We start from the raw sequence: 18959 nt of genomic DNA, 5'->3' as shown, positions 1-18959 counted from the left end.
CCGGGCCCCGCCCCTAGCGTCGGAGGCGACCGGACGGGCCGCTGGGGACCGCCGGGGAAGGAGCGGCCGTGGGCATCTGGCGGAGATGGATCCTCCCGATCACGAGGCTCGTGGTCCTGGCCGCCATCGCGGTGGCCCTCGTGCGGATGGCGTTCTTCGGGACGACGGCCGAGGAGGCCTCCGAGGTGCCGACCGGCTCAGTCGTCGTGTCGCAGGTGCCGGCGTCCATCGCGACGGTGGTCAACGACGTGACGGTGAAGGGCAGCATCCAGCCGGATCCTGACGTGACCGTGAAGGCGACGCTGCAGGGGAAGGTCTCCAAGCTCGTCGCCGGACAGGGCGCCACGCTCGCGGCCGGCGACCCGATCCTCGTCATCCGCCAGGAGACGCCGGTGGATCCGGTGGTCGCCGCGGACGGCACGGTCACCCAGCCGAAGCCGAAGGTGGTCACGGAGACGGTCACGGCGTCCGCCGCCGGATCCCTCGCGGAGCTCGGCGTGCTCGTCGGCCAGGAGGTCGCCGTGGGCGACGCGGTCGGCCGGATCGCGCCGCCCACCTTCCGCGCGACCGCCCCGCTCACCGCGGAGGAGCAGTACCGGCTCGTCACGCAGCCGTCGTCCGCGAAGGTCGCCATCGCCTCGGGCCCGGCGCCGTTCGAGTGCGGGGAGCTGCGGATCGGCCAGCAGGCCGCGGCGAGCGGTTCCGGCGCCACCGGCGCGGCGGGCGACGGCGGGTCCGCCGGGTCGGACGGAGCGGCGGAGTCCGCATCCACGGGCGCCACCGTCTCCTGCGCCGTGCCCGCAGGGACGCGCGTCTTCCCCGGCCTCGCGGCCGAGATCACGATCCCCGCGGGCGAGGCGCCGGACGTGCTGACGCTCCCGACGACCGCCGTGGAGGGCCTCGCCGACACGGGCAACGTCTGGCTCGCGTCGGACGGCGGCGAGCCGGAGGAGCGCGCGGTCGGCCTCGGCATCAGCGACGGGAAGGTCGTGCAGATCACCTCGGGCCTCGCGGAGGGCGACATGGTGCTCGAGTTCGTGCCGGGCGCGCCCGCTCCCGAGGAGGAGGCCGTGACGATGCCGGGCGGGTACGGCGGATGAGCCTCATCCGCCTGGAGCAGGTGACCCGCACGGTCGAGCGTCCGGACGACGAGCCGCTCACGATCCTGCACGGCGTGGACCTCGACGTCTCGGTCGGCGACCACGTCTCGATCGTGGGCCGCTCCGGATCCGGCAAGTCGACGCTGCTGAACATCCTCGGCCTGCTCGACACCCCCACCACCGGCGAGGTGCACCTCGACGACGTGCCGATGGCGCGCGTGTCCGGGTCCCGGCGCGACCGAGCCCGGGGTGGCGACATCGGCTTCATCTTCCAGCAGTTCAACCTGCTCCAGGGCCGCACGGCGCGCGAGAACGTGATGACGCCGCTGCTGTACTCGACCGGCCGCACGTTCTGGCGGCGCGCATCGATCGCGGCGGACATGCTCGAGCGCGTGGGCCTCGGCCACCGGATCGACTCCATGCCGGAGACGCTGTCCGGCGGGGAGCAGCAGCGCGTCGCGATCGCCCGAGCCTTGGTGCGCTCGCCGCGGCTGATCCTCGCGGACGAGCCGACGGGCGCCCTCGACATCGAGACCGGTGCCACCGTGATGACCCTGCTCGCCGAGGTCGCGCACGCGTCGGGCGCGGCGCTGGTCACGATCACGCACGACCCGACCGTCGCCGCGCGCGCGGACCGGCACCACCGTCTCGAGGCGGGCGTGCTCGCGCCGGCCGAGGCGCTCACCCGCGGGGTCCTCGCGTGAGCGGCGGGCTCTCCCGCGCGGCCACGGGCCTCGTCGGCGCGGTCGTCGAGGCGTGGGCGGAGCTGCGGATCCACCGCACGCGGGTCCTCCTCTCCCTGATCGGCGTCGCGGTCGCGGTCACCGCCCTCACCTCCGTCGTCGGCCTCGGCGGCGTGGTGCAGCAGGCGCAGACCGAGCAGATGGAGCGGCAGTCGGGGCGTCCCGCGTCGCTGTCGGTGTCGATGTACTCCGAGACGGGCGCGGGGATGGCGTACGCCGACCAGCGCGCGCTCCTCGCGGAGGTCGCCGACCGGTACGGCATCACGTGGTCGACCGTCATCGGCTCCGCACCGTTCCCGGTCGAGCTGCCCGGCGGCACCGTGGAGGTCTACGCGACCGTGGTGGATCCCGACTACGGCGAGATGCGCCGCGTCGACGTGATCGAGGGCCGCTGGTTCGACGATCGCGACGCGGAGCTCCTCGCGCCCACCCTCGTCGTGAACCGGGCGTTCCTCGCCCGGCTCGGCGCGTCCGACGTCGCCGCCCACCCCACGGTCGTGCTGCAGGGGGAGCAGGGCGAGCAGACGGGCGTCGTCGTGGGCGTGGTGCCGGACCTCTACTCGGGGGAGGATCCGTCGATGATCGTGCTGTCCTCCACCGCCGAGCGGCTCCTCGGACCGGAGGCGCTCGCCGCGATGCAGCCGCAGATGGAGCTGTGGGTGCCGGAGGCGGAGGCCGATGGGCTCTCCGCCGCCATCCAGTCCGACATCGCGGCCTCGGCGCCTGAGGGCGTGCAGGCGGGTGTCGGCCGTGCCGACTACGGCACCTATGACTACGACCCGCTGCTCGCGCTGAAGATCCTCGTCGGGGGAGTGGCGGGACTCGTCCTCCTCCTGGGCGCCCTCGGCCTCGTGAACATCTCGCTCGTGACCGTGAAGCAGCGGATCCGCGAGATAGGCGTCCGGCGCAGCTTCGGCGCCAGCGCGGGCCGCGTGTTCTTCGCGGTGATGATGGAGAGCGTCGTCGCGACGGTGGCCGCGGGTGTCGTGGGGGTCATGGCCGCGGTCGCGATCGTGAAGAACCCGTGGATCCTGTCGTTCGTCGCCTCGGGCGTCACTGAGTTCCCGCCGTTCCCGCTCTCGGCGGCGCTCCTCGGGCTCGGCGCGTCGCTCGCCGTCGGCGCGATCGCGGGTCTGCTGCCCGCCCTGGTGGCCGTCCGCGTGTCCGTCATCGACGCGATCCGGTACTGATGTCCCCGCCGGGCGGTGAGGGTCGCGCCCGGCCCGGCGGACCGCCCGCGACGGCGGTGCGGGATAACGTGGGTCGCATGGCTACGAGCACCAGGTCGACCAGCCGCGCCGGTAAGACCTCCTCGGGCGCGCCGCGCGCCACGCCCCCGCGCAAGGGGCGTGCCGCCGAGACGAAGCAGCAGACCGTCGCCTACCCCGTCCAGGGCGAGCGGCGCGGCCCGCTCGTCGCCGCGTGGATGGGCCTCGCGCACGCCACCGGCGCGCTGTTCCGAGCCCTCGGACCCGAGAAGCTCGCGAAGGAGGAGCGCCGCGACGGCATCCCCTTCCTCCTCGTGGTGCTCGCGATCGCGGGCGTCGTCGTCGAGTGGTTCAACCCGCTGAACGACGTGGCCATGGCCTTCGACGCGTACACGTTCGGCGGGCTGTTCGGCCGCGTCGCGTTCGCGCTGCCCATCGTGATGGTGCTGCTCGCGCTCTGGCTCTTCCGGCACCCGTCCTCGGTGAGCGACAACGGGCGCATCGGCGTGGGCGTCTCGCTCTTCCTCGTCTCCATCGCCGCGCTCTGCCACATCTTCAACGGGGCGCCGGATCCGCGGGACGGCATGCTCGCGCTGGCCCGCGCCGGCGGCGTCCTCGGCTGGGTGCTCGCGGCGCCCCTGTCCCTGCTCATCACGCCGATCGGCGCGGGCATCGTGGCCGGGATCCTGCTGGTGCTCTCCCTCTTCATCATCACGCGCACGCCGCCGAACCGCGTCGGCATGCGGCTCCGCGAGCTGTACTCGTACCTCTTCGGCGCCCCGCCCGTGGACGAGGAGCAGCGCGCCGCCGACCGCGCGGCCCGCAAGGCGCAGGCGACCGAGCAGGTCGAGCTCGACGGGCTGGACGACGAGGGCCCCGTCGACACCGACAGCCTCCCGTGGTGGCGCCGCAACCGCAGCCAGCGCGAGGACGCGCCCGCCTTCGACAGCCCCGTCCTCGCGCCGCACGCGGGATCCGACGACGAGCCCGCCCGCGCGGCCGCGGAGGCCCCCACGACCGTCATCGACCGCACGGTGGACCCCGACGCCTCCCGCCCCGAGCCCGGCTCCTTCGCGGGCGACGACGCCGCGACCCGCCGCATCGACCTCGACGCCCCCGTCGACGCAACCGCGACCGCGATCCTCCCCTCCGTCCCCGTGCACCCCACCGGCATCCGCGACGACGACGAGCCCGCCGTCCTCCCCGGCTTCGAGGACGACGGCTCCGACGCGGCCGTCGTCACGGGGGAGTCGGACACCCCGCAGGCGCCCTACCGCCTCCCCGCCGCGAGCACGCTGTCGCCCGGGACGCCGGCGAAGTCCCGCTCGTCGGTCAACGACGAGGTGGTGCGCGCGCTCACCGAGGTGCTCACCAACTTCCAGGTCGACGCCACCGTCACGGGCTTCTCGCGCGGCCCGACCGTCACCCGCTACGAGCTCGAGCTCGCGCCCGGTGTGAAGGTGGAGCGCGTCACGGCGCTCGCGAAGAACATCAGCTACGCGGTCGCCTCCAACGAGGTCCGCATCCTCTCGCCCATCCCGGGCCGCAGCGCCATCGGCGTGGAGATCCCGAACACCGACCGCGAGATCGTCTCCCTCGGCGACGTGCTCCGGTCGTCGGCCGCGACGAACAGCGCGCACCCGATGACCATCGGCGTCGGCAAGGACGTCGAGGGCGGCTACGTCATCGCGAACCTCGCCAAGATGCCCCACCTCCTGGTGGCGGGATCCACGGGCTCGGGCAAGTCGAGCTTCGTCAACTCGATGATCACCTCGCTCCTCATGCGCGCGAAGCCGAGCGACGTGCGCATGGTGCTCATCGACCCCAAGCGCGTGGAGCTCACCATCTACGCGGGCGTGCCGCACCTCATCACGCCCATCATCACCAACCCGAAGAAGGCGGCCGAGGCGCTGCAGTGGGTGGTGAAGGAGATGGACATGAGGTACGACGACCTCGCCAGCTTCGGCTTCCGCCACATCGACGACTTCAACAAGGCCGTCACGAGCGGGTCCATCGTGCTCCCCGAGGGCAGCGAGCGGACGCTGCGCACGTACCCCTACCTCCTCGTGGTGGTCGACGAGCTCGCCGACCTCATGATGGTCGCGCCGCGCGACGTGGAGGACTCGATCGTCCGCATCACGCAGCTCGCGCGCGCGGCCGGCATCCACCTGGTGCTCGCCACGCAGCGCCCGTCCGTCGACGTCGTCACCGGCCTCATCAAGGCCAACGTGCCGTCGCGCCTCGCGTTCGCGGTGTCGAGCATGACGGACTCCCGCGTCATCCTCGACCAGCCGGGCGCCGACAAGCTCATCGGCCAGGGCGACGGCCTCTTCCTCCCCATGGGCGCCAACAAGGCCGTCCGCGTGCAGGGCGCGTGGGTCCAGGAGGCCGAGATCGCCAAGGTGGTCGAGCACGTGACGCGCCAGGCCCGCCCCGAGTACCGGCAGGACGTCGCCGTCGCGGCCGAGAAGAAGGAGATCGACGCGGACATCGGCGACGACCTCGAGGTGCTCCTCGCGGCCGCCGAGCTCGTGGTCAGCACGCAGTTCGGATCCACGTCCATGCTGCAGCGGAAGCTGCGCGTCGGGTTCGCGAAGGCCGGCCGCCTCATGGACCTCCTCGAGGCGCGGGAGATCGTCGGCCCGTCCGAGGGATCCAAGGCACGCGACGTGCTCGTCTCGGCGGAGCAGCTGCCCGGCGTCCTGGCTACGCTGCGCGGCGAGACGCCGGCCGCCTCGGCTCCGGCTGCCCCGGCAGCTGCGCCGCCCGTCGTGGACGCGGACGAGGCGGACCGCTACCCGTCGGATCCGCTGCACAAGGACCTGGACGCGTACGAGCAGGTGGAGGCCGAGGGCGACGACGACGCCTGGGGCCTGACGGGCAGGGACTGACGATGGCCGAGCGGAGCGCGTCCGGCGCGGCCGGCACCGGGGCACCGCGCGTCTGGCGGGCGGGCGACTCCCCGGCGAGCCCGTGGAACGTCGCCAACGTCCTCACGATCGTGCGGATCCTGCTCGCCCCCGTCTTCGTCGTCCTCCTCGTCGCGGACGACGGCGACGACGGCGCGCTCCGCTACGCAGCCGCGGCGCTGTTCATCGTGGCGATCGCGACCGACGGCATCGACGGGCACATCGCCCGCAGCCGCAACCTGGTGACCGACCTCGGCAAGCTCCTCGACCCCATCGCCGACAAGGTGCTCACGGGCGCCGCGCTCGTGATGCTCTCCGTGCTCGGCGAGCTGCCGTGGTGGGTCACCATCGTGATCCTCGTGCGCGAGCTCGGCATCACGGCGTACCGCTTCGCGGTCCTGCGCGACCGCGTCGTGGCCGCCTCCCGCGGGGGCAAGCTCAAGACCGTGGCGCAGGCCGTCGCGATCAGCGTCGCGCTGCTCCCGCTGTGGGACGTGGTGGGGGACGGGATGCACGTCGTCAACACGGTGCTCATGTCGATCGCCTTCGTCCTCACGGTCCTCTCCGGCCTCGACTACATGCGCCAGGCCCTGCGGGCGGAGCGCGCCTCGTGAGCGCCGCCGCCGACGTCCCCGACGACGTGACCGACGAGCAGCTGGCCGAGCGCGTGATCGTCGCCCTCGTCGCGAGCGGCCGCCGCATAGCCGTGGCCGAGTCGCTCACCGGCGGCCTGCTGACGGCGGTCCTCGTGGGCGTCCCCGGCGCGTCACGCGCCCTCCTCGGCGGCATCGTCTCCTACGACACGGCCCTCAAGCGCACGATCCTCGGCGTCGAGTCCTCGATCCTCGCGGTGCACGGCGCGGTCCACCCGGACGTCGCCCGGCAGATGGCCAGGGGCGTGCGCCAGGCGTGCGCCATCGACGGTCGCCCCGCGGACATCGGCGTCTCCACGACGGGCGCCGCGGGCCCGGACCCCCAGGACGGCCAGAAGCCGGGCACGGCCTTCGTCGGCCTGTCCATCGACGGCGACTCCCGCGCCATCGCCCTGCACCTCGACGGGGACCGCCAGGCGGTCCGCGCCGGGGTCGTGCACGAGGCCCTCGTGGCGCTCGTCGAGGCCCTGGATCCCGCCGGGAACATCTGATGCGGATCCCGCGTTGTCGTAATCACGTTCACAAGCAATGCCCAGTGCCCCTGCTTAGCCTGAGTCCTCGGCCAGATGCTCACCCATCAGCCCCGGACCTCCGGTTCGATCAGGCACCAGGCGCAACGAGGAGGCTCCCGTGGTTCTAGTCCGTCAGGAGATCGGCGACGTCCTTCGGGACTTCCGCCTGCAGAAGGGGCGCACGCTCCGTCAGGTCGCCAGCAAGGCCAGCGTCGCGCTCGGCTACCTCAGCGAGGTCGAGCGGGGCCAGAAGGAGGCCTCGAGCGAGATCCTCGCGTCCGTCGCGGAGGCCCTCGACACCCCCATCTCCGTCATCATGCGCGAGGTCGGCGACCGCCTCGCCGTCATCGAGGGCCTCAACCCCATCCCCGACACCATCCCGGACGACCTCGTCGCCGGCTTCGACAGCGACCTCGTCGCGCGCTGATCCCCTCCGCACGGCCTCCCGCCCCGCCCGTCCTCGCGACGGGCGGGGCGTCGTCGTCCAGGCGGCAGCGGGTAGCGTGGCCGCCATGCGACTGAGCGAGTTCCAGCGGGCCGTCTCCGACGAGTTCGGCGCCGGCTACGGGCCGGTGCTCGTCGCGGACCTCGTGCTCGGCGAGCTCGGCGGCCGCACGTCCGCGCAGGCGCTGAAGGACGGCACGCCGGCCCGCGAGGTCTGGCTCGCCCTGTGCCGTGCGCAGGACGTGCCGCGCTCGCGCTGGAACGGCGCCGGGGTCCCCGAGCCGCGCATCTGACGCCGCCCGCTCGAGGCGCGCTCGGATCCGGGCACGACACGCGGCGCGCCGTTCGAATATCCCTTCGAACGCGCGTAGTCTCCCCACAGGAGCGATTCGAAGCGCGGACTGCACAGGTCCGGCCCCGCCGGCAGCGATGTCGGCGCCGCCGCATAACGTGCACCTCGCGGAGATCACCCGTCGCCTTGTCGGCACCGGACCCCGCGGCCAGCGGGAGCGGAGCGACAGCCTGCAGGCAACCCACCTTCGACACGAGGAGCACCCCATGGCATCATCGGCAGACCGCGAGAAGTCCCTCGAGACCGCTCTCGCCCAGATCGACCGGCAGTTCGGCAAGGGCTCGGTCATGCGACTGGGCAGCGACGAGCGCGCGCCCGTCGCCGTCATCCCCACCGGCTCCGTCGCGTTGGACGTGGCCCTCGGCATCGGCGGGCTCCCGCGCGGCCGCATCGTCGAGATCTACGGCCCGGAGTCTTCGGGAAAGACCACGCTGACGCTGCACGCCATCGCCAACGCGCAGCGCGCCGGCGGCATCGCGGCGTTCATCGACGCGGAGCACGCGCTCGACCCCGAGTACGCCAAGAAGCTCGGCGTCGACATCGACGCCCTCCTCGTGTCCCAGCCGGACACGGGTGAGCAGGCCCTCGAGATCGCCGACATGCTCGTGCGCTCCGGGTCCATCGACCTCGTCGTCATCGACTCCGTCGCGGCGCTCGTGCCGCGTGCCGAGATCGAGGGCGAGATGGGCGACTCCCACGTCGGCCTCCAGGCGCGGCTCATGTCGCAGGCGCTCCGCAAGCTCACCGGTGGGCTCAACCAGACGCAGACCACGATGATCTTCATCAACCAGCTGCGCGAGAAGATCGGCGTGTTCTTCGGCAGCCCGGAGACCACCGCGGGTGGCAAGGCGCTGAAGTTCTACGCCTCGGTCCGCCTCGACATCCGCCGCATCGAGACCCTGAAGGACGGCACCGACGCGGTCGGCAACCGCACCCGCGTGAAGGTCGTCAAGAACAAGATGGCGCCGCCCTTCAAGCAGGCGGAGTTCGACATCCTCTACGGCACCGGCATCTCCCGCGAGGGCAGCCTCATCGACTTCGGCGTCGAGCACGAGATCGTCCGGAAGTCCGGCGCCTGGTACACCTACGACGGCGACCAGCTGGGCCAGGGCAAGGAGAACTCGCGCAAGCACCTCCTGAACAACCCGGAGATCGCGGCCGAGATCGAGCAGAAGATCAAGGTGAAGCTCGGCCTCGTCAAGGACCCGAACGCCGACGCCGCTGCCGCGGCCGACACGGCTCCGGCCCCCGTCGCCGCCGCGGCGCCCAAGGCGTCCGCACGCAAGAGCGCCTGAGCCGGCGCTCACTCGGCGGGGTGCGTCCGCGACGCACCCCGCCTCCGCACGACACCGGCCCGATCGCACCTCATGCACCCCGCGTGACGCAGGTACGGGCCTCCTGAGGACGGAAGCACCATGGTCAGATTCCCCTCCGAGGGCGAGCAGGGCACGGGTCCCGGACCCGACGAGATCGCGCCCGTCGCCTCGCTCGCCGATCGGCGTTCGCGCCGAGCGGCATCCCGCCCGCTCGTCGAGCCGGCGCCGCCCGCCGAGGAGCCGCCGGTGGCGGAGATCGAGCCGACGCATCCCGCCCGGGGCCGCGCGGTCACCGAGGTCGACGGCATCGTCACGATCGGCGCGGCGGTCGACGAGTCCGAGGCCGGCCGTGCGCTGGCCGCGCAGGAGCGCATCGCGGAGGCGCGACGCGTGCTCGCGGAGGCCGAGGCCCGGGCGGCACGTGGCTCCGGGGGAGCGGATGCCCCTTTCCCGGCCGAGGATGCGCCCGCGCCCGCGGAGGATCCGACCCCCGCCGCATGGCGGGCCGAGCAGGAGCGCGCCGAGCGGGCGCGCGCGAAGGCCGAGCAGGACGAGGCGTACCGGCAGGACATGATCCGGCTCGAGGAGGATCGCGTCGAGGACGAACGCCGCGAGGCCGAGGCGGAGGAGGAGCGTGCCGCCGAGCGCACGCCCGAGCGCCAGCGCCGTCGTGCCGACAACGTCCTCGCCAACCGCCTGCGCGGCCGTGGGCTCTCGCTCGCCGAGGCGCGCGAGGTGCTCGACGGAGCGGAGATCGACCCGGACATCGCGGAGGAGACGCTCGCGAGGTACGTGTCCCTGCAGTACATCGACGAGGCGGCGCTGGCGGAGCAGATCCTGCACACCCATCTCGACCGGAAGGGCCTCGGCCGGCGATCGGTGGAGATGGAGATGAGGCGCCGGAAGCTGGATCCCCTCGTCATCGAGGAGGCCATGGCGGAGCAGCCCGACGACGAGCTCGCGCGCGCCACCGAGGTCGCGATGAAGCGGGTGGGGCAGCTCTCGTCCTACGACGACGAGACGGCGGATCGCCGTCTCACCTCCTTCCTCATGCGTCGCGGATACGGGGGAGCAGTCGTGCGGGATGCGGCGAAGGCCGCGCTCGCCACCCGCCGCGGCTCGTCCCGCGTGCGCTTCCGCTGACGCGGTCCCGGGGCAGTCGGAGGCGTCCCCGCACGTAGGATCGAGTCATCATGAGCACCGTCGCCGAGCACGTCCGCGTCGTCCCGTCCGCAGCCGACCGGCCTCGGACGTACGAGGTCCGCACCTACGGCTGCCAGATGAACGTCCACGACTCGGAGCGCCTCACCGGTTCGCTCGAGGCCGCCGGGTACGTCTCCGCCGAGGGCGCCGAGGCCGACATCGTCGTCATCAACACGTGCGCCGTCCGCGAGAACGCGGACAACAAGCTCTACGGCAACCTCGGCCACCTCGCGGGGGTCAAGCGCCGTCACGAGGGCATGCAGATCGCGGTGGGCGGCTGCCTCGCGCAGAAGGACCGGGCGACGGTCCTCGAGAAGGCGCCCTGGGTGGACGTCGTCTTCGGCACGCACAACATGGGCGCGCTGCCGACCCTGCTGGAGCGCGCGCGGCACAACGGCGAGGCGCAGCTCGAGATCCTGGAGAGCCTCGAGACGTTCCCGTCGACGCTGCCCACCAAGCGCGACGAGATCGCGAGCGGCTGGGTCTCCATCTCGGTGGGGTGCAACAACACCTGCACGTTCTGCATCGTCCCCGCGCTCCGCGGCAAGGAGAAGGACCGTCGGCCCGGCGACATCCTCGCCGAGATCCAGGCCCTCGTCGACGACGGCGCGGTCGAGGTCACGCTGCTCGGCCAGAACGTGAACTCCTACGGCGTCGAGTTCGGCGACCGGCAGGCGTTCGGCAAGCTGCTGCGGGCCGCGGGCGCCATCGAGGGGCTGGAGCGGATCCGCTTCACGAGCCCCCACCCGGCCGCGTTCACCGACGACGTCATCGACGCGATGGCCGAGACGCCGGCCGTGATGCCGCAGCTGCACATGCCGCTGCAGTCGGGATCCGACCGGATCCTCAAGGCCATGCGCCGCTCGTACCGGTCCGAGCGATTCCTCGGGATCCTCGACCGGGTCCGCACCCGCATCCCCGACGCGGCGATCACGACCGACATCATCGTGGGCTTCCCCGGCGAGACGGAGGAGGACTTCCAGGAGACCCTCCGCGTCGTCGAGGCCGCACGCTTCTCGTCGGCGTTCACGTTCCAGTACTCGATCCGCCCCGGCACGCCCGCCGCGACCATGGACCAGCAGGTGCCCGCGGACATCGTGAAGGAGCGCTACGGGCGCCTCACCGCCCTGCAGGAGCGCATCAGCCACGAGGAGAACCAGCGCGTCGTCGGCCGCACCGTCGAGGTGCTCGTGAGCGCGCACGAGGGCCGCAAGGACGGCGACACGCGCAGGGTCACGGGGCGCGCGCAGGACGGCCGCCTCGTGCACCTCGACGTCCCGGAGGGCAGCGGCGAGCCGCGCCCCGGCGACGCGGTCGAGGTCGAGATCACCCGGGCGGCGCCGTTCCACCTCATCGCCGACTCGGTCGACCGGGCTCCGCTGCGCATCCGACGCACCCGCGCGGGCGACGCGTGGGAGCGCGCGCAGGCCGACTCCTGCGGTGTGCCCGCTCCCGCGACCGCGCCGAGCGCGGGCGCCACGCCGCGGGTGTCACTGGGGCTGCCCACGCTCCGCGTGCCCTCGAGCGCGGACGACGGGTCCGGGCACCCGCGCCACCGCGCGTGATGCCCGTCGTCGCGGTCGTCGGCGCCACCGGCACCGGCAAGTCCGCGCTGTCCCTCGACATCGCCGAGCGGTTCCGGGCGGAGGGTCGTGCGGCGGAGGTGGTCAACGCCGACGCCATGCAGCTGTACCGCGGCATGGACATCGGCACGGCCAAGCTCCCCGAGGCCGAGCGGCGCGGCGTCCCGCACCACATGCTCGACGTCCTCGACGTGACCGCGGAGGCGACCGTCGCCGCCTACCAGGAGGAGGCGCGCGCCGCGATCGGCGGCATCCTCGAGCGCGGGGCGGTCCCGATCCTCGTCGGCGGATCCGGGCTCTACGTCTCGTCGGTGCTCTTCGACTACGACTTCCCCGGCACCGACCCCGAGATCCGGCAGCGCCTGGAGCGGGAGCTCGCGGAGACCGGCCCGGGCATGCTCCACCGGAGGCTCCGCCAGCTCGACCCGGCCGCCGCCGAGCGGATCGGCGCCCACAACGGGAGGCGCCTCGTGCGCGCGCTGGAGGTCGTCGAGATGACCGGCCCGCAGCCCGAGCGCGCGTCAGCGGAGCCGCGCCCGTGGCATCCGGCGCGGATCCTGGCGCTGACGCTGCCACGCGAGGAGCTCGTGCCGCGGCTCGACGCCCGCGTGTCCGGCATGTGGGACGACGGTCTGGTGGACGAGGTCGCCGGCCTGCTGCCCGCCGGACTCGGCGACGGGGTGACCGCATCGCGCGCCATCGGCTACGCGCAGGCGACGCGGCAGCTCGCAGGTGACCTCACCGAGGAGCAGGCGATCGAGGAGACGCGCGCGCTCACCCGTCGCTACGCCCGCCGCCAGGTCTCGTGGTTCGGCCGCTACGCCGACGCCGTGCGTCTCGACGCGCGGGACGACCGCCTGCTCGAGCACGCGCTCGACGCCCTCCCGTCGTCGCGCCCGTAGGCTGGCGGGATGGCAGACCTGCAGTTCACCAAGGGCCAGGGCACGGGCAACGACTTCGTGCTGTTCGCGGACCCCGCGGGCGAGATCGACCTGACCGACACGCAGGTGCAGGCGCTCTGCGACCGCCACTTCGGCATCGGCGCCGACGGCACGATCCGCGCCGTGCTCTCCAGCCGGATCCCCGAGGGCCGCGCCGCCCTCGACGAGGACCCGGCCGCCGAGTGGTTCATGGACTACCGCAACGTCGACGGCAGCCCCGCCGAGATGTGCGGCAACGGCATCCGCGTCTTCACGCTCTTCCTCATCGAGAACGGCCTCATCGAGCTGCCACCGGGCCGGACCGTCCCCATCGGGACCCGAGCCGGCGTCCGCGACGTGCAGCGCAGCGGATCCGGCTTCCAGGTCGACCTCGGCCGCTGGGAGCTCGCGGGCGGCGAGCCGCTCGTGCGCGCGAAGGACCTCCAGGTCGCCCGCCCCGGTCTCGGCATCGACGTGGGCAACCCGCACGTCGTGGTCGCGCTGTCGAGCGAGGACGAGCTGGCGGAGGCGGACCTCGCGTTCGTGCCGCAGCTGGATCCCGAGCCCGCCGACGGCGCGAACGTCGAGCTCGTGGTGCCCGCCGACCCCCTCGTCGTGGACGGCATCGGCCACATCACCATGCGCGTGCACGAACGCGGCAGCGGCGAGACGCTCAGCTGCGGGACGGGCGCCGCGGCCGCCGCCCTCGCGACCCGTCACTGGGCAGGTGCCGCCGCACCGCACCAGTGGCGCGTGCAGGTCTCCGGCGGCGTGCTCGGCGTGCGCATGTTCCCCACCGAGGACGGCGAGCACGTCGGCCTCTCGGGACCCGCGGAGCTGGTGTTCGACGGGGTCGTCGCGCTCGCCTGATCCCCGTCCCGCCAGCGGGCGCCGCGACCGAGGCGGCCGCGGCGGAGAGCGGGCTAGGAGTCCCCGCCGCGGTGGACCCGCAGCACCCGGAATCCCTTGTCGGACGCGGCGCGGGTCGTCTCCAGATCCGCGGGCAGCGCCTCGGTCAGCCAGCGCTGGAGCGAGTCGGAGCCGAGGTTCCGCTGCACGACGAGCCATGCGTCCGCGGAAGGCGCGAGCCGCGGCATCCAGTCGAGCAGGATGCCGTGCAGCGCCTCCTTGCCGACGCGGATGGGCGGGTTCGACCACACGGTGGCGAACGCGAGGTCGACGGGAACATCCCCGGGCAGCACGGCGTTGAGGTTCTCGAGACCGAGGGACCGGGCGTTCGCCCGCGTCAGCTCGAGCGCCCGCTCGTTCACGTCGACCGCCCACACGGTGGCCGACGGCGATCGCATCGCCAGATCGAGCGCCACGGGACCCCAGCCGCAGCCGACGTCCAGCAGATGCCCCTCGGCAGGGGGCTGCGGGACGTTGCGCAGCAGCACCAGGGTCCCCTGGTCCACGTGCTCGGGGCTGAAGACACCGCCGGCGGTCTCGACGTCGACCGTCCGTCCGCCCAGCTCGACCGTGATCGTGCGGGTGCGCAGGGGGCCGGCCGGCGACGAGGAGAAGTAGTGCGCGTCGGCCATACCGAGACGATATCGGACGCCGACGCTACGATGGGAGCACATGATCACGCACGACGAGCACGACCACGAGCCCGCGGACACGACGACGACGTCCACCGAGAACACCGACCGGGACGACGTCGTCGCGCGCGTCCTCGCCCGGGCCGACGACCGGTCCGCCGGCTACGCCCTCTTCCGCGGGTCCGGCGCGCAGGCGCTGTCCGCGAACCCCGACACCGAGCAGGGGTCGGACGGCGACCAGAGCGAGCGCGCCGACCGGCAGGCGCTCCGGCGGGTCGCCGGGCTCTCCACCGAGCTCGAGGACGTCACGGAGGTCGAGTACCGGCAGCTGCGGCTCGAGAACGTCGTGCTCATCGGCGTCTACTCGCAGGGGTCCGTCGACGACGCCGAGAACAGCATGCGCGAGCTCGCCGCCCTCGCCGAGACGGCCGGCGCCGTGGTCCTCGACGGCCTCCTGCAGCGTCGGCCGACACCGGATCCGAGCACCTACTTCGGACGGGGCAAGGCGGAGGAGCTGCGCGCGCTCGTGGCCGCGGTCGGCGCGGACACCGTCATCGCCGACACCGAGCTCGCCCCCAGCCAGCGGCGCGCGCTCGAGGACGTGGTGAAGGTCAAGGTCATCGACCGCACGGCCGTGATCCTCGACATCTTCAGCCAGCACGCCAAGAGCCGCGAGGGCAAGGCCCAGGTCGAGCTCGCGCAGCTCCAGTACCTCCTCCCGCGGCTCCGCGGGTGGGGCGACTCGATGTCCCGCCAGGCCGGCGGCCAGGTCGGCGGCGCGGGCGCGGGCATGGGATCGCGCGGTCCGGGTGAGACGAAGATCGAGCTCGACCGCCGACGCATCAACACGCGCATGGCCCGCCTCCGCAAGCAGATCGCCGCCATGAAGCCCGCGCGCGACACCAAGCGCGCGAACCGGGACCGGAACTCGGTGCCGTCGGTCGCGATCGTCGGCTACACGAACGCCGGCAAGTCATCGCTGCTCAACCGGGTGACGAAGGCGGGCGTGCTCGTGGAGAACGCGCTGTTCGCGACCCTCGACGCCACGGTCCGCAAGACCGAGACCGACCAGGGCCAGCTCTACACGCTGGCCGACACGGTCGGCTTCGTGCGGAACCTGCCGCACCAGCTGGTGGAGGCGTTCCGTTCGACGCTGGAGGAGCTCGCCGACTCGGACGTGCTCGTGCACGTGGTGGACGCGTCGCACCCCGATCCCGCGGCCCAGCTCGCGACCGTGCACGAGGTCATCGCCGAGGTGGACGCGTCGTCCATCCCGGAGATCGTCGTGTTCAACAAGAGCGACCTGGCGTCGGACGGCGATCGCGTCGTGCTCCGCGGCCTCGCGCCGCAGGGCGTGTTCGTCTCGGCCCGCACGGGCGAGGGCGTCGAGGAGCTGCGCCGCCGCATCGCGGAGCTCCTGCCGCAGCCGACCATCGAGGTCGACCTCCTGGTGCCGTTCGAGCACGGCGAGGTCGTCGCGATGCTGCACGACGGCGCGAAGGTGCTCGAGACCTCGTACGTCGAGGAGGGCACGCGGGTCCGCGCGCTCGTCACCGCCGAGCAGGAGGCGCAGGTCCAGGCCTACGCGGTGGTGCCCGCCGTCTGATCCGCACCGCCCCGCGCATGCGAGAGCGGCCGGCCCCTCGGGGACCGGCCGCTCTCGTGCGTCGTGCGGGGATCAGACGGAGCGCATGACCGCCACGACCTTGCCGACGACCTCGGCGAAGTCGCCGAGGATCGGCTCGAACGCGCTGTTGCGCGGCAGGAGCCACGTGTGCCCGTCGCGCTGGCGGAACACCTTGACGGTGGCCTCGTCGTCGAGCATGGCCGCGACGATGTCGCCGTTCTCCGCGGTCTTCTGCTGGCGGACGACCACCCAGTCGCCGTCGCAGATCGCGGCGTCGATCATGGAGTCGCCGACGACGCGGAGCATGAAGAGGTCGCCCTTGCCCACGAGCTGGCGGGGGAGGGGGAAGACCTCCTCGACCATCTGCTCCGCGGTGATGGGGATGCCCGCGGCGATGCGGCCGACCATGGGCACCATCGCGGCGTCGCCCACGGGCGTGGACGGCTCGCCGCTCTCCGCGGCACCCGAGCCCGGCAGGTCGATGAGGACCTCGAGCGCGCGCGGCCGGTTCGGATCGCGTCGGAGGTAGCCGGAGAGCTCCAGCTGGTTGAGCTGGTGCGTGACGCTGGAGAGCGAGGCGAGGCCCACGGCGTCCCCGATCTCGCGCATGCTCGGCGGGTAGCCCTGGCCGGCGATGGTGCGCTGGATGAACTCCAGGATCGAGATCTGCTTGTCGCTGAGGCTCTTGCGGCGCCTCGTCGCGCCGCCTCCCGCTGCTCGCTCGTCCGTCATGACGCGGCCCGCCTCTCGTCGCCGACGCCTCCGCGGCACGTGCGACCCGGCGGGCCGACGCCCTCGCGGGGCGATGTCGGTGGTACCCGGTGGGATGGACACCAGGCACTCGAAACTGTATCCAGCCGAGGCACCCCGGGCAAACACCTGTTCGAGCGTGTCGCGCACCTGGCGACCGGATCGAGGCTATGGGGGCTTGCGGAGCCCGCATTTCGAATGTATGTTCGGAACACAGCTTCGCACCCGGCTCTCCCGGCCGAGAGCCGGGTGCGAGCTGCCCGACCCGCATCGCATGCCGTACCGCACTGCACCGCCGGGCGCGTCGCATCGACGCCCCACCGTCTCGCACGAGAGGTCACCATGAACACCGCAGACACCACCCCCGCATCCGCGGCCACGCTCGACGCGCACGTCGCGGAGGCCCCCGTCGCCCCCCGCACGCGCCTGCGCATCACGCGCCGCGGCCGCCTCGTCCTCACCGCGCTGGTCGCGGCGCCCCTGGCGCTCGGCGCCGGCCTCGTCGCCCTCAACGGCGGCGCGGCCGTCGCCTCGAAGGACGCCTCGGGCACCGCGTTCGAGTACGTCACCGTCTCGAGCGGCCAGTCCCTGTGGGACCTCGCCGAGGAGATCGCCCCGTCCGCGGACCCGCGCGACGTCATCGCGTCCGTCGTCGACCTCAACCGGCTGCCCACGTCGGACGTCGCGGCCGGCCAGCAGCTCGCCGTCCCGGTCGAGTACGCACACTGACCTCGCGCCCCCTCGTGGGAGAGGCGCACGGGCGGCCGCTCCGTCGTCGCTCCCGGTGGCGGCCGGGAGCGCGGCGGTCCGACGGGAAGCGATCGGTAGCATGGAGACCATGAGCACCCTCGCGCGCACCGCGCACGTCACGCGGCAGACCAGCGAGTCCCGCATCGATCTCCAGCTCGACCTCGACGGCACCGGCGCCTCCGAGATCAGCACCTCGGTGCCGTTCTACGACCACATGCTCACCGCGTTCGCGAAGCACTCGCTCACCGACCTGAAGGTCACCGCGACCGGCGACACCCACATCGACGTGCACCACACCGTGGAGGACGTGGGCATCGTCCTCGGGCAGGCCATCCGCGAGGCGCTCGGCGACAAGTCCGGCATCGCCCGCTTCGGCGACGCGCTCGTGCCGCTCGACGAGGCGCTGGTGCAGTCGGTGGTCGATATCTCCGGCCGGCCGTTCCTCGTCCACTCGGGCGAGCCCGCGGGCTTCGAGATGCACCTGATCGGCGGCCACTTCACCGGATCCATGGTGCGTCACGTCTTCGAGGCCATCACGTTCCACGCCGGCCTCACCGTGCACGTCACGGTGCTCGGCGGGCGCGACCCGCACCACATCGCGGAGGCGGAGTTCAAGTCCTTCGCGCGCGCATTCCGTCTCGCCAAGGAGCTCGACCCGCGGGTGTCCGGCATCCCCTCCACGAAGGGCGCGCTGTGACGCGCCCGTCCGTCGTCGTCCTCGACTACGGCAGCGGCAACGTGCACTCCGCCGTCAAGGCGCTCGAGCTGGCGGGAGCCGACGTCGAGCTGACGGGCGACCCGGGGCGCGCGCACGAGGCCGACGGCCTCCTCGTCCCCGGCGTCGGGGCGTTCTCCGCCGTGATGACCGCGCTGCGGGCTGCCGGCGGGGACCGCGTCGTCGACCGCCGCCTCGCGGGAGGGCGTCCCGTCCTCGGCATCTGCGTGGGCATGCAGGTCATGTTCGACCGCGGCGTCGAGCGCGACGTCGACGTCGCGGGCCTGGGGGAGTGGCCCGGCACGGTCGACCGGATCCGGTCCGACGTGCTCCCGCACATGGGCTGGAACACCGTGGAGGTCCCCGAGGGCTCGTCGCTGTTCGCGGGCCTCGAGGAGGAGCGCTTCTACTTCGTGCACTCCTATGCCGCGCGTGCCTGGGGGATCGACCCGCTCCCGCCGCTGCCGTCGCCTCGCGTCACGTGGGCCACCCACGGCGAGCGGTTCGTCGCGGCCGTCGAGAACGGCCCGCTCAGCGCGACGCAGTTCCACCCCGAGAAGTCGGGGGAGGCCGGCATCCGGCTGCTCGCCAACTGGCTCGGCACCCTCCGCGCCGCCTGACGCCCACGTACCC

General features: G+C 73.0%; 19 protein-coding genes. 17 read left to right on the top strand and 2 right to left on the bottom strand.

Annotation, left to right across the window (positions count from 1 at the left end; genetic code table 11):
* Positions 1–68: 68 nt before the first annotated feature.
* From BFL37_RS07030 to dapF, 13 genes are all read left to right on the top strand, one after another.
* Positions 69–1100 carry a hypothetical protein gene (locus tag BFL37_RS07030; RefSeq protein ID WP_086514428.1) on the top strand — a complete coding sequence of 344 codons (1032 nt, stop codon included), beginning with the start codon at positions 69–71 and terminating at the stop codon, positions 1098–1100.
* On the top strand, positions 1097–1804 hold the full coding sequence (locus BFL37_RS07025; RefSeq protein WP_086514427.1) for an ABC transporter ATP-binding protein: 708 nt from the start codon (positions 1097–1099) through the stop codon (positions 1802–1804). The genes BFL37_RS07030 and BFL37_RS07025 overlap by 4 nt, the downstream gene beginning before the upstream one ends.
* The gene (locus BFL37_RS07020) at positions 1801–3033 is read left to right on the top strand and encodes an ABC transporter permease (protein ID WP_086514426.1); all 1233 of its coding nucleotides are present in this window, start codon (positions 1801–1803) and stop codon (positions 3031–3033) included. The genes BFL37_RS07025 and BFL37_RS07020 overlap by 4 nt, the downstream gene beginning before the upstream one ends.
* Before the next feature lie 77 nt (positions 3034–3110).
* Positions 3111–5942 carry an FtsK/SpoIIIE family DNA translocase gene (locus BFL37_RS07015; protein WP_086514425.1) on the top strand — a complete coding sequence of 944 codons (2832 nt, stop codon included), beginning with the start codon at positions 3111–3113 and terminating at the stop codon, positions 5940–5942.
* A gap of 2 nt (positions 5943–5944) precedes the next feature.
* Positions 5945–6574, top strand: a complete 630-nt coding sequence (gene pgsA / locus BFL37_RS07010; RefSeq protein ID WP_086514424.1) for a CDP-diacylglycerol--glycerol-3-phosphate 3-phosphatidyltransferase — start codon at positions 5945–5947, stop codon at positions 6572–6574.
* A complete protein-coding gene (locus BFL37_RS07005) occupies positions 6571–7104 on the top strand; it encodes a CinA family protein (protein ID WP_086514423.1) in 534 nt (177 codons plus the stop codon). Before pgsA ends, BFL37_RS07005 begins: the two co-directional genes overlap by 4 nt.
* Positions 7105–7243: 139 nt before the next feature.
* The gene (locus BFL37_RS07000) at positions 7244–7552 is read left to right on the top strand and encodes a helix-turn-helix domain-containing protein (RefSeq protein ID WP_043671362.1); all 309 of its coding nucleotides are present in this window, start codon (positions 7244–7246) and stop codon (positions 7550–7552) included.
* A gap of 85 nt (positions 7553–7637) precedes the next feature.
* Complete coding sequence (locus tag BFL37_RS06995; RefSeq protein ID WP_172403759.1) at positions 7638–7862, top strand: DUF3046 domain-containing protein; 225 nt, start codon at positions 7638–7640, stop codon at positions 7860–7862.
* Between the two features lie 265 nt (positions 7863–8127).
* A complete protein-coding gene (gene recA, locus BFL37_RS06990) occupies positions 8128–9216 on the top strand; it encodes a recombinase RecA (protein ID WP_086514421.1) in 1089 nt (362 codons plus the stop codon).
* 120 nt (positions 9217–9336) lie between these two features.
* Positions 9337–10380: a regulatory protein RecX gene (locus BFL37_RS14715; RefSeq protein WP_241533901.1), complete on the top strand. Its 1044-nt coding sequence runs from the start codon at positions 9337–9339 to the stop codon at positions 10378–10380.
* Positions 10381–10430: 50 nt separating this feature from the next.
* Entirely contained in the window at positions 10431–12005 is a 1575-nt protein-coding gene (miaB, locus tag BFL37_RS06980) for a tRNA (N6-isopentenyl adenosine(37)-C2)-methylthiotransferase MiaB (RefSeq protein WP_086514420.1), read from the top strand.
* Complete coding sequence (gene miaA / locus BFL37_RS06975) at positions 12002–12925, top strand: tRNA (adenosine(37)-N6)-dimethylallyltransferase MiaA (RefSeq protein WP_086514419.1); 924 nt, start codon at positions 12002–12004, stop codon at positions 12923–12925. Before miaB ends, miaA begins: the two co-directional genes overlap by 4 nt.
* Before the next feature lie 9 nt (positions 12926–12934).
* On the top strand, positions 12935–13813 hold the full coding sequence (dapF, locus tag BFL37_RS06970; RefSeq protein ID WP_086514418.1) for a diaminopimelate epimerase: 879 nt from the start codon (positions 12935–12937) through the stop codon (positions 13811–13813).
* A 53-nt stretch (positions 13814–13866) separates the two neighbouring features.
* On the opposite strand, the gene BFL37_RS06965 is transcribed toward dapF, so the two are convergent.
* The gene (locus BFL37_RS06965; protein ID WP_086514417.1) at positions 13867–14484 is read right to left on the bottom strand and encodes a class I SAM-dependent methyltransferase; all 618 of its coding nucleotides are present in this window, start codon (positions 14482–14484) and stop codon (positions 13867–13869) included.
* A gap of 40 nt (positions 14485–14524) precedes the next feature.
* On the opposite strand from BFL37_RS06965, the gene hflX reads away from it, so the two are divergent.
* Positions 14525–16090, top strand: coding sequence for a GTPase HflX (gene hflX / locus BFL37_RS06960; RefSeq protein WP_086514416.1), 1566 nt, complete (start codon positions 14525–14527; stop codon positions 16088–16090).
* Positions 16091–16162: 72 nt separating this feature from the next.
* Here the strand turns inward: hflX and lexA are convergent, their stop codons facing one another.
* Entirely contained in the window at positions 16163–16843 is a 681-nt protein-coding gene (lexA, locus tag BFL37_RS06955; RefSeq protein WP_012038705.1) for a transcriptional repressor LexA, read from the bottom strand.
* 360 nt (positions 16844–17203) lie between these two features.
* Between lexA and BFL37_RS06950 the strand changes: the two genes are divergently transcribed.
* From BFL37_RS06950 to hisH, 3 genes are all read left to right on the top strand, one after another.
* Positions 17204–17590 (top strand): hypothetical protein, encoded by a 387-nt coding sequence (locus BFL37_RS06950; protein WP_086514415.1) that lies wholly within the window; start codon positions 17204–17206, stop codon positions 17588–17590.
* A gap of 109 nt (positions 17591–17699) precedes the next feature.
* Positions 17700–18308: an imidazoleglycerol-phosphate dehydratase HisB gene (gene hisB / locus BFL37_RS06945; protein WP_086514564.1), complete on the top strand. Its 609-nt coding sequence runs from the start codon at positions 17700–17702 to the stop codon at positions 18306–18308.
* Positions 18305–18946, top strand: coding sequence for an imidazole glycerol phosphate synthase subunit HisH (gene hisH / locus BFL37_RS06940; RefSeq protein ID WP_086514414.1), 642 nt, complete (start codon positions 18305–18307; stop codon positions 18944–18946). The genes hisB and hisH overlap by 4 nt, the downstream gene beginning before the upstream one ends.
* The last annotated feature ends 13 nt before the right edge of the window (positions 18947–18959 follow it).

It is taken from the genome of Clavibacter michiganensis (assembly GCF_002151125.1).
Classification (GTDB): Bacteria; Actinomycetota; Actinomycetes; order Actinomycetales; family Microbacteriaceae; genus Clavibacter; species Clavibacter michiganensis_C.
Note: the sequence above shows the minus strand (reverse complement) of the source record. Positions and strands in the feature narration are given on the sequence as shown.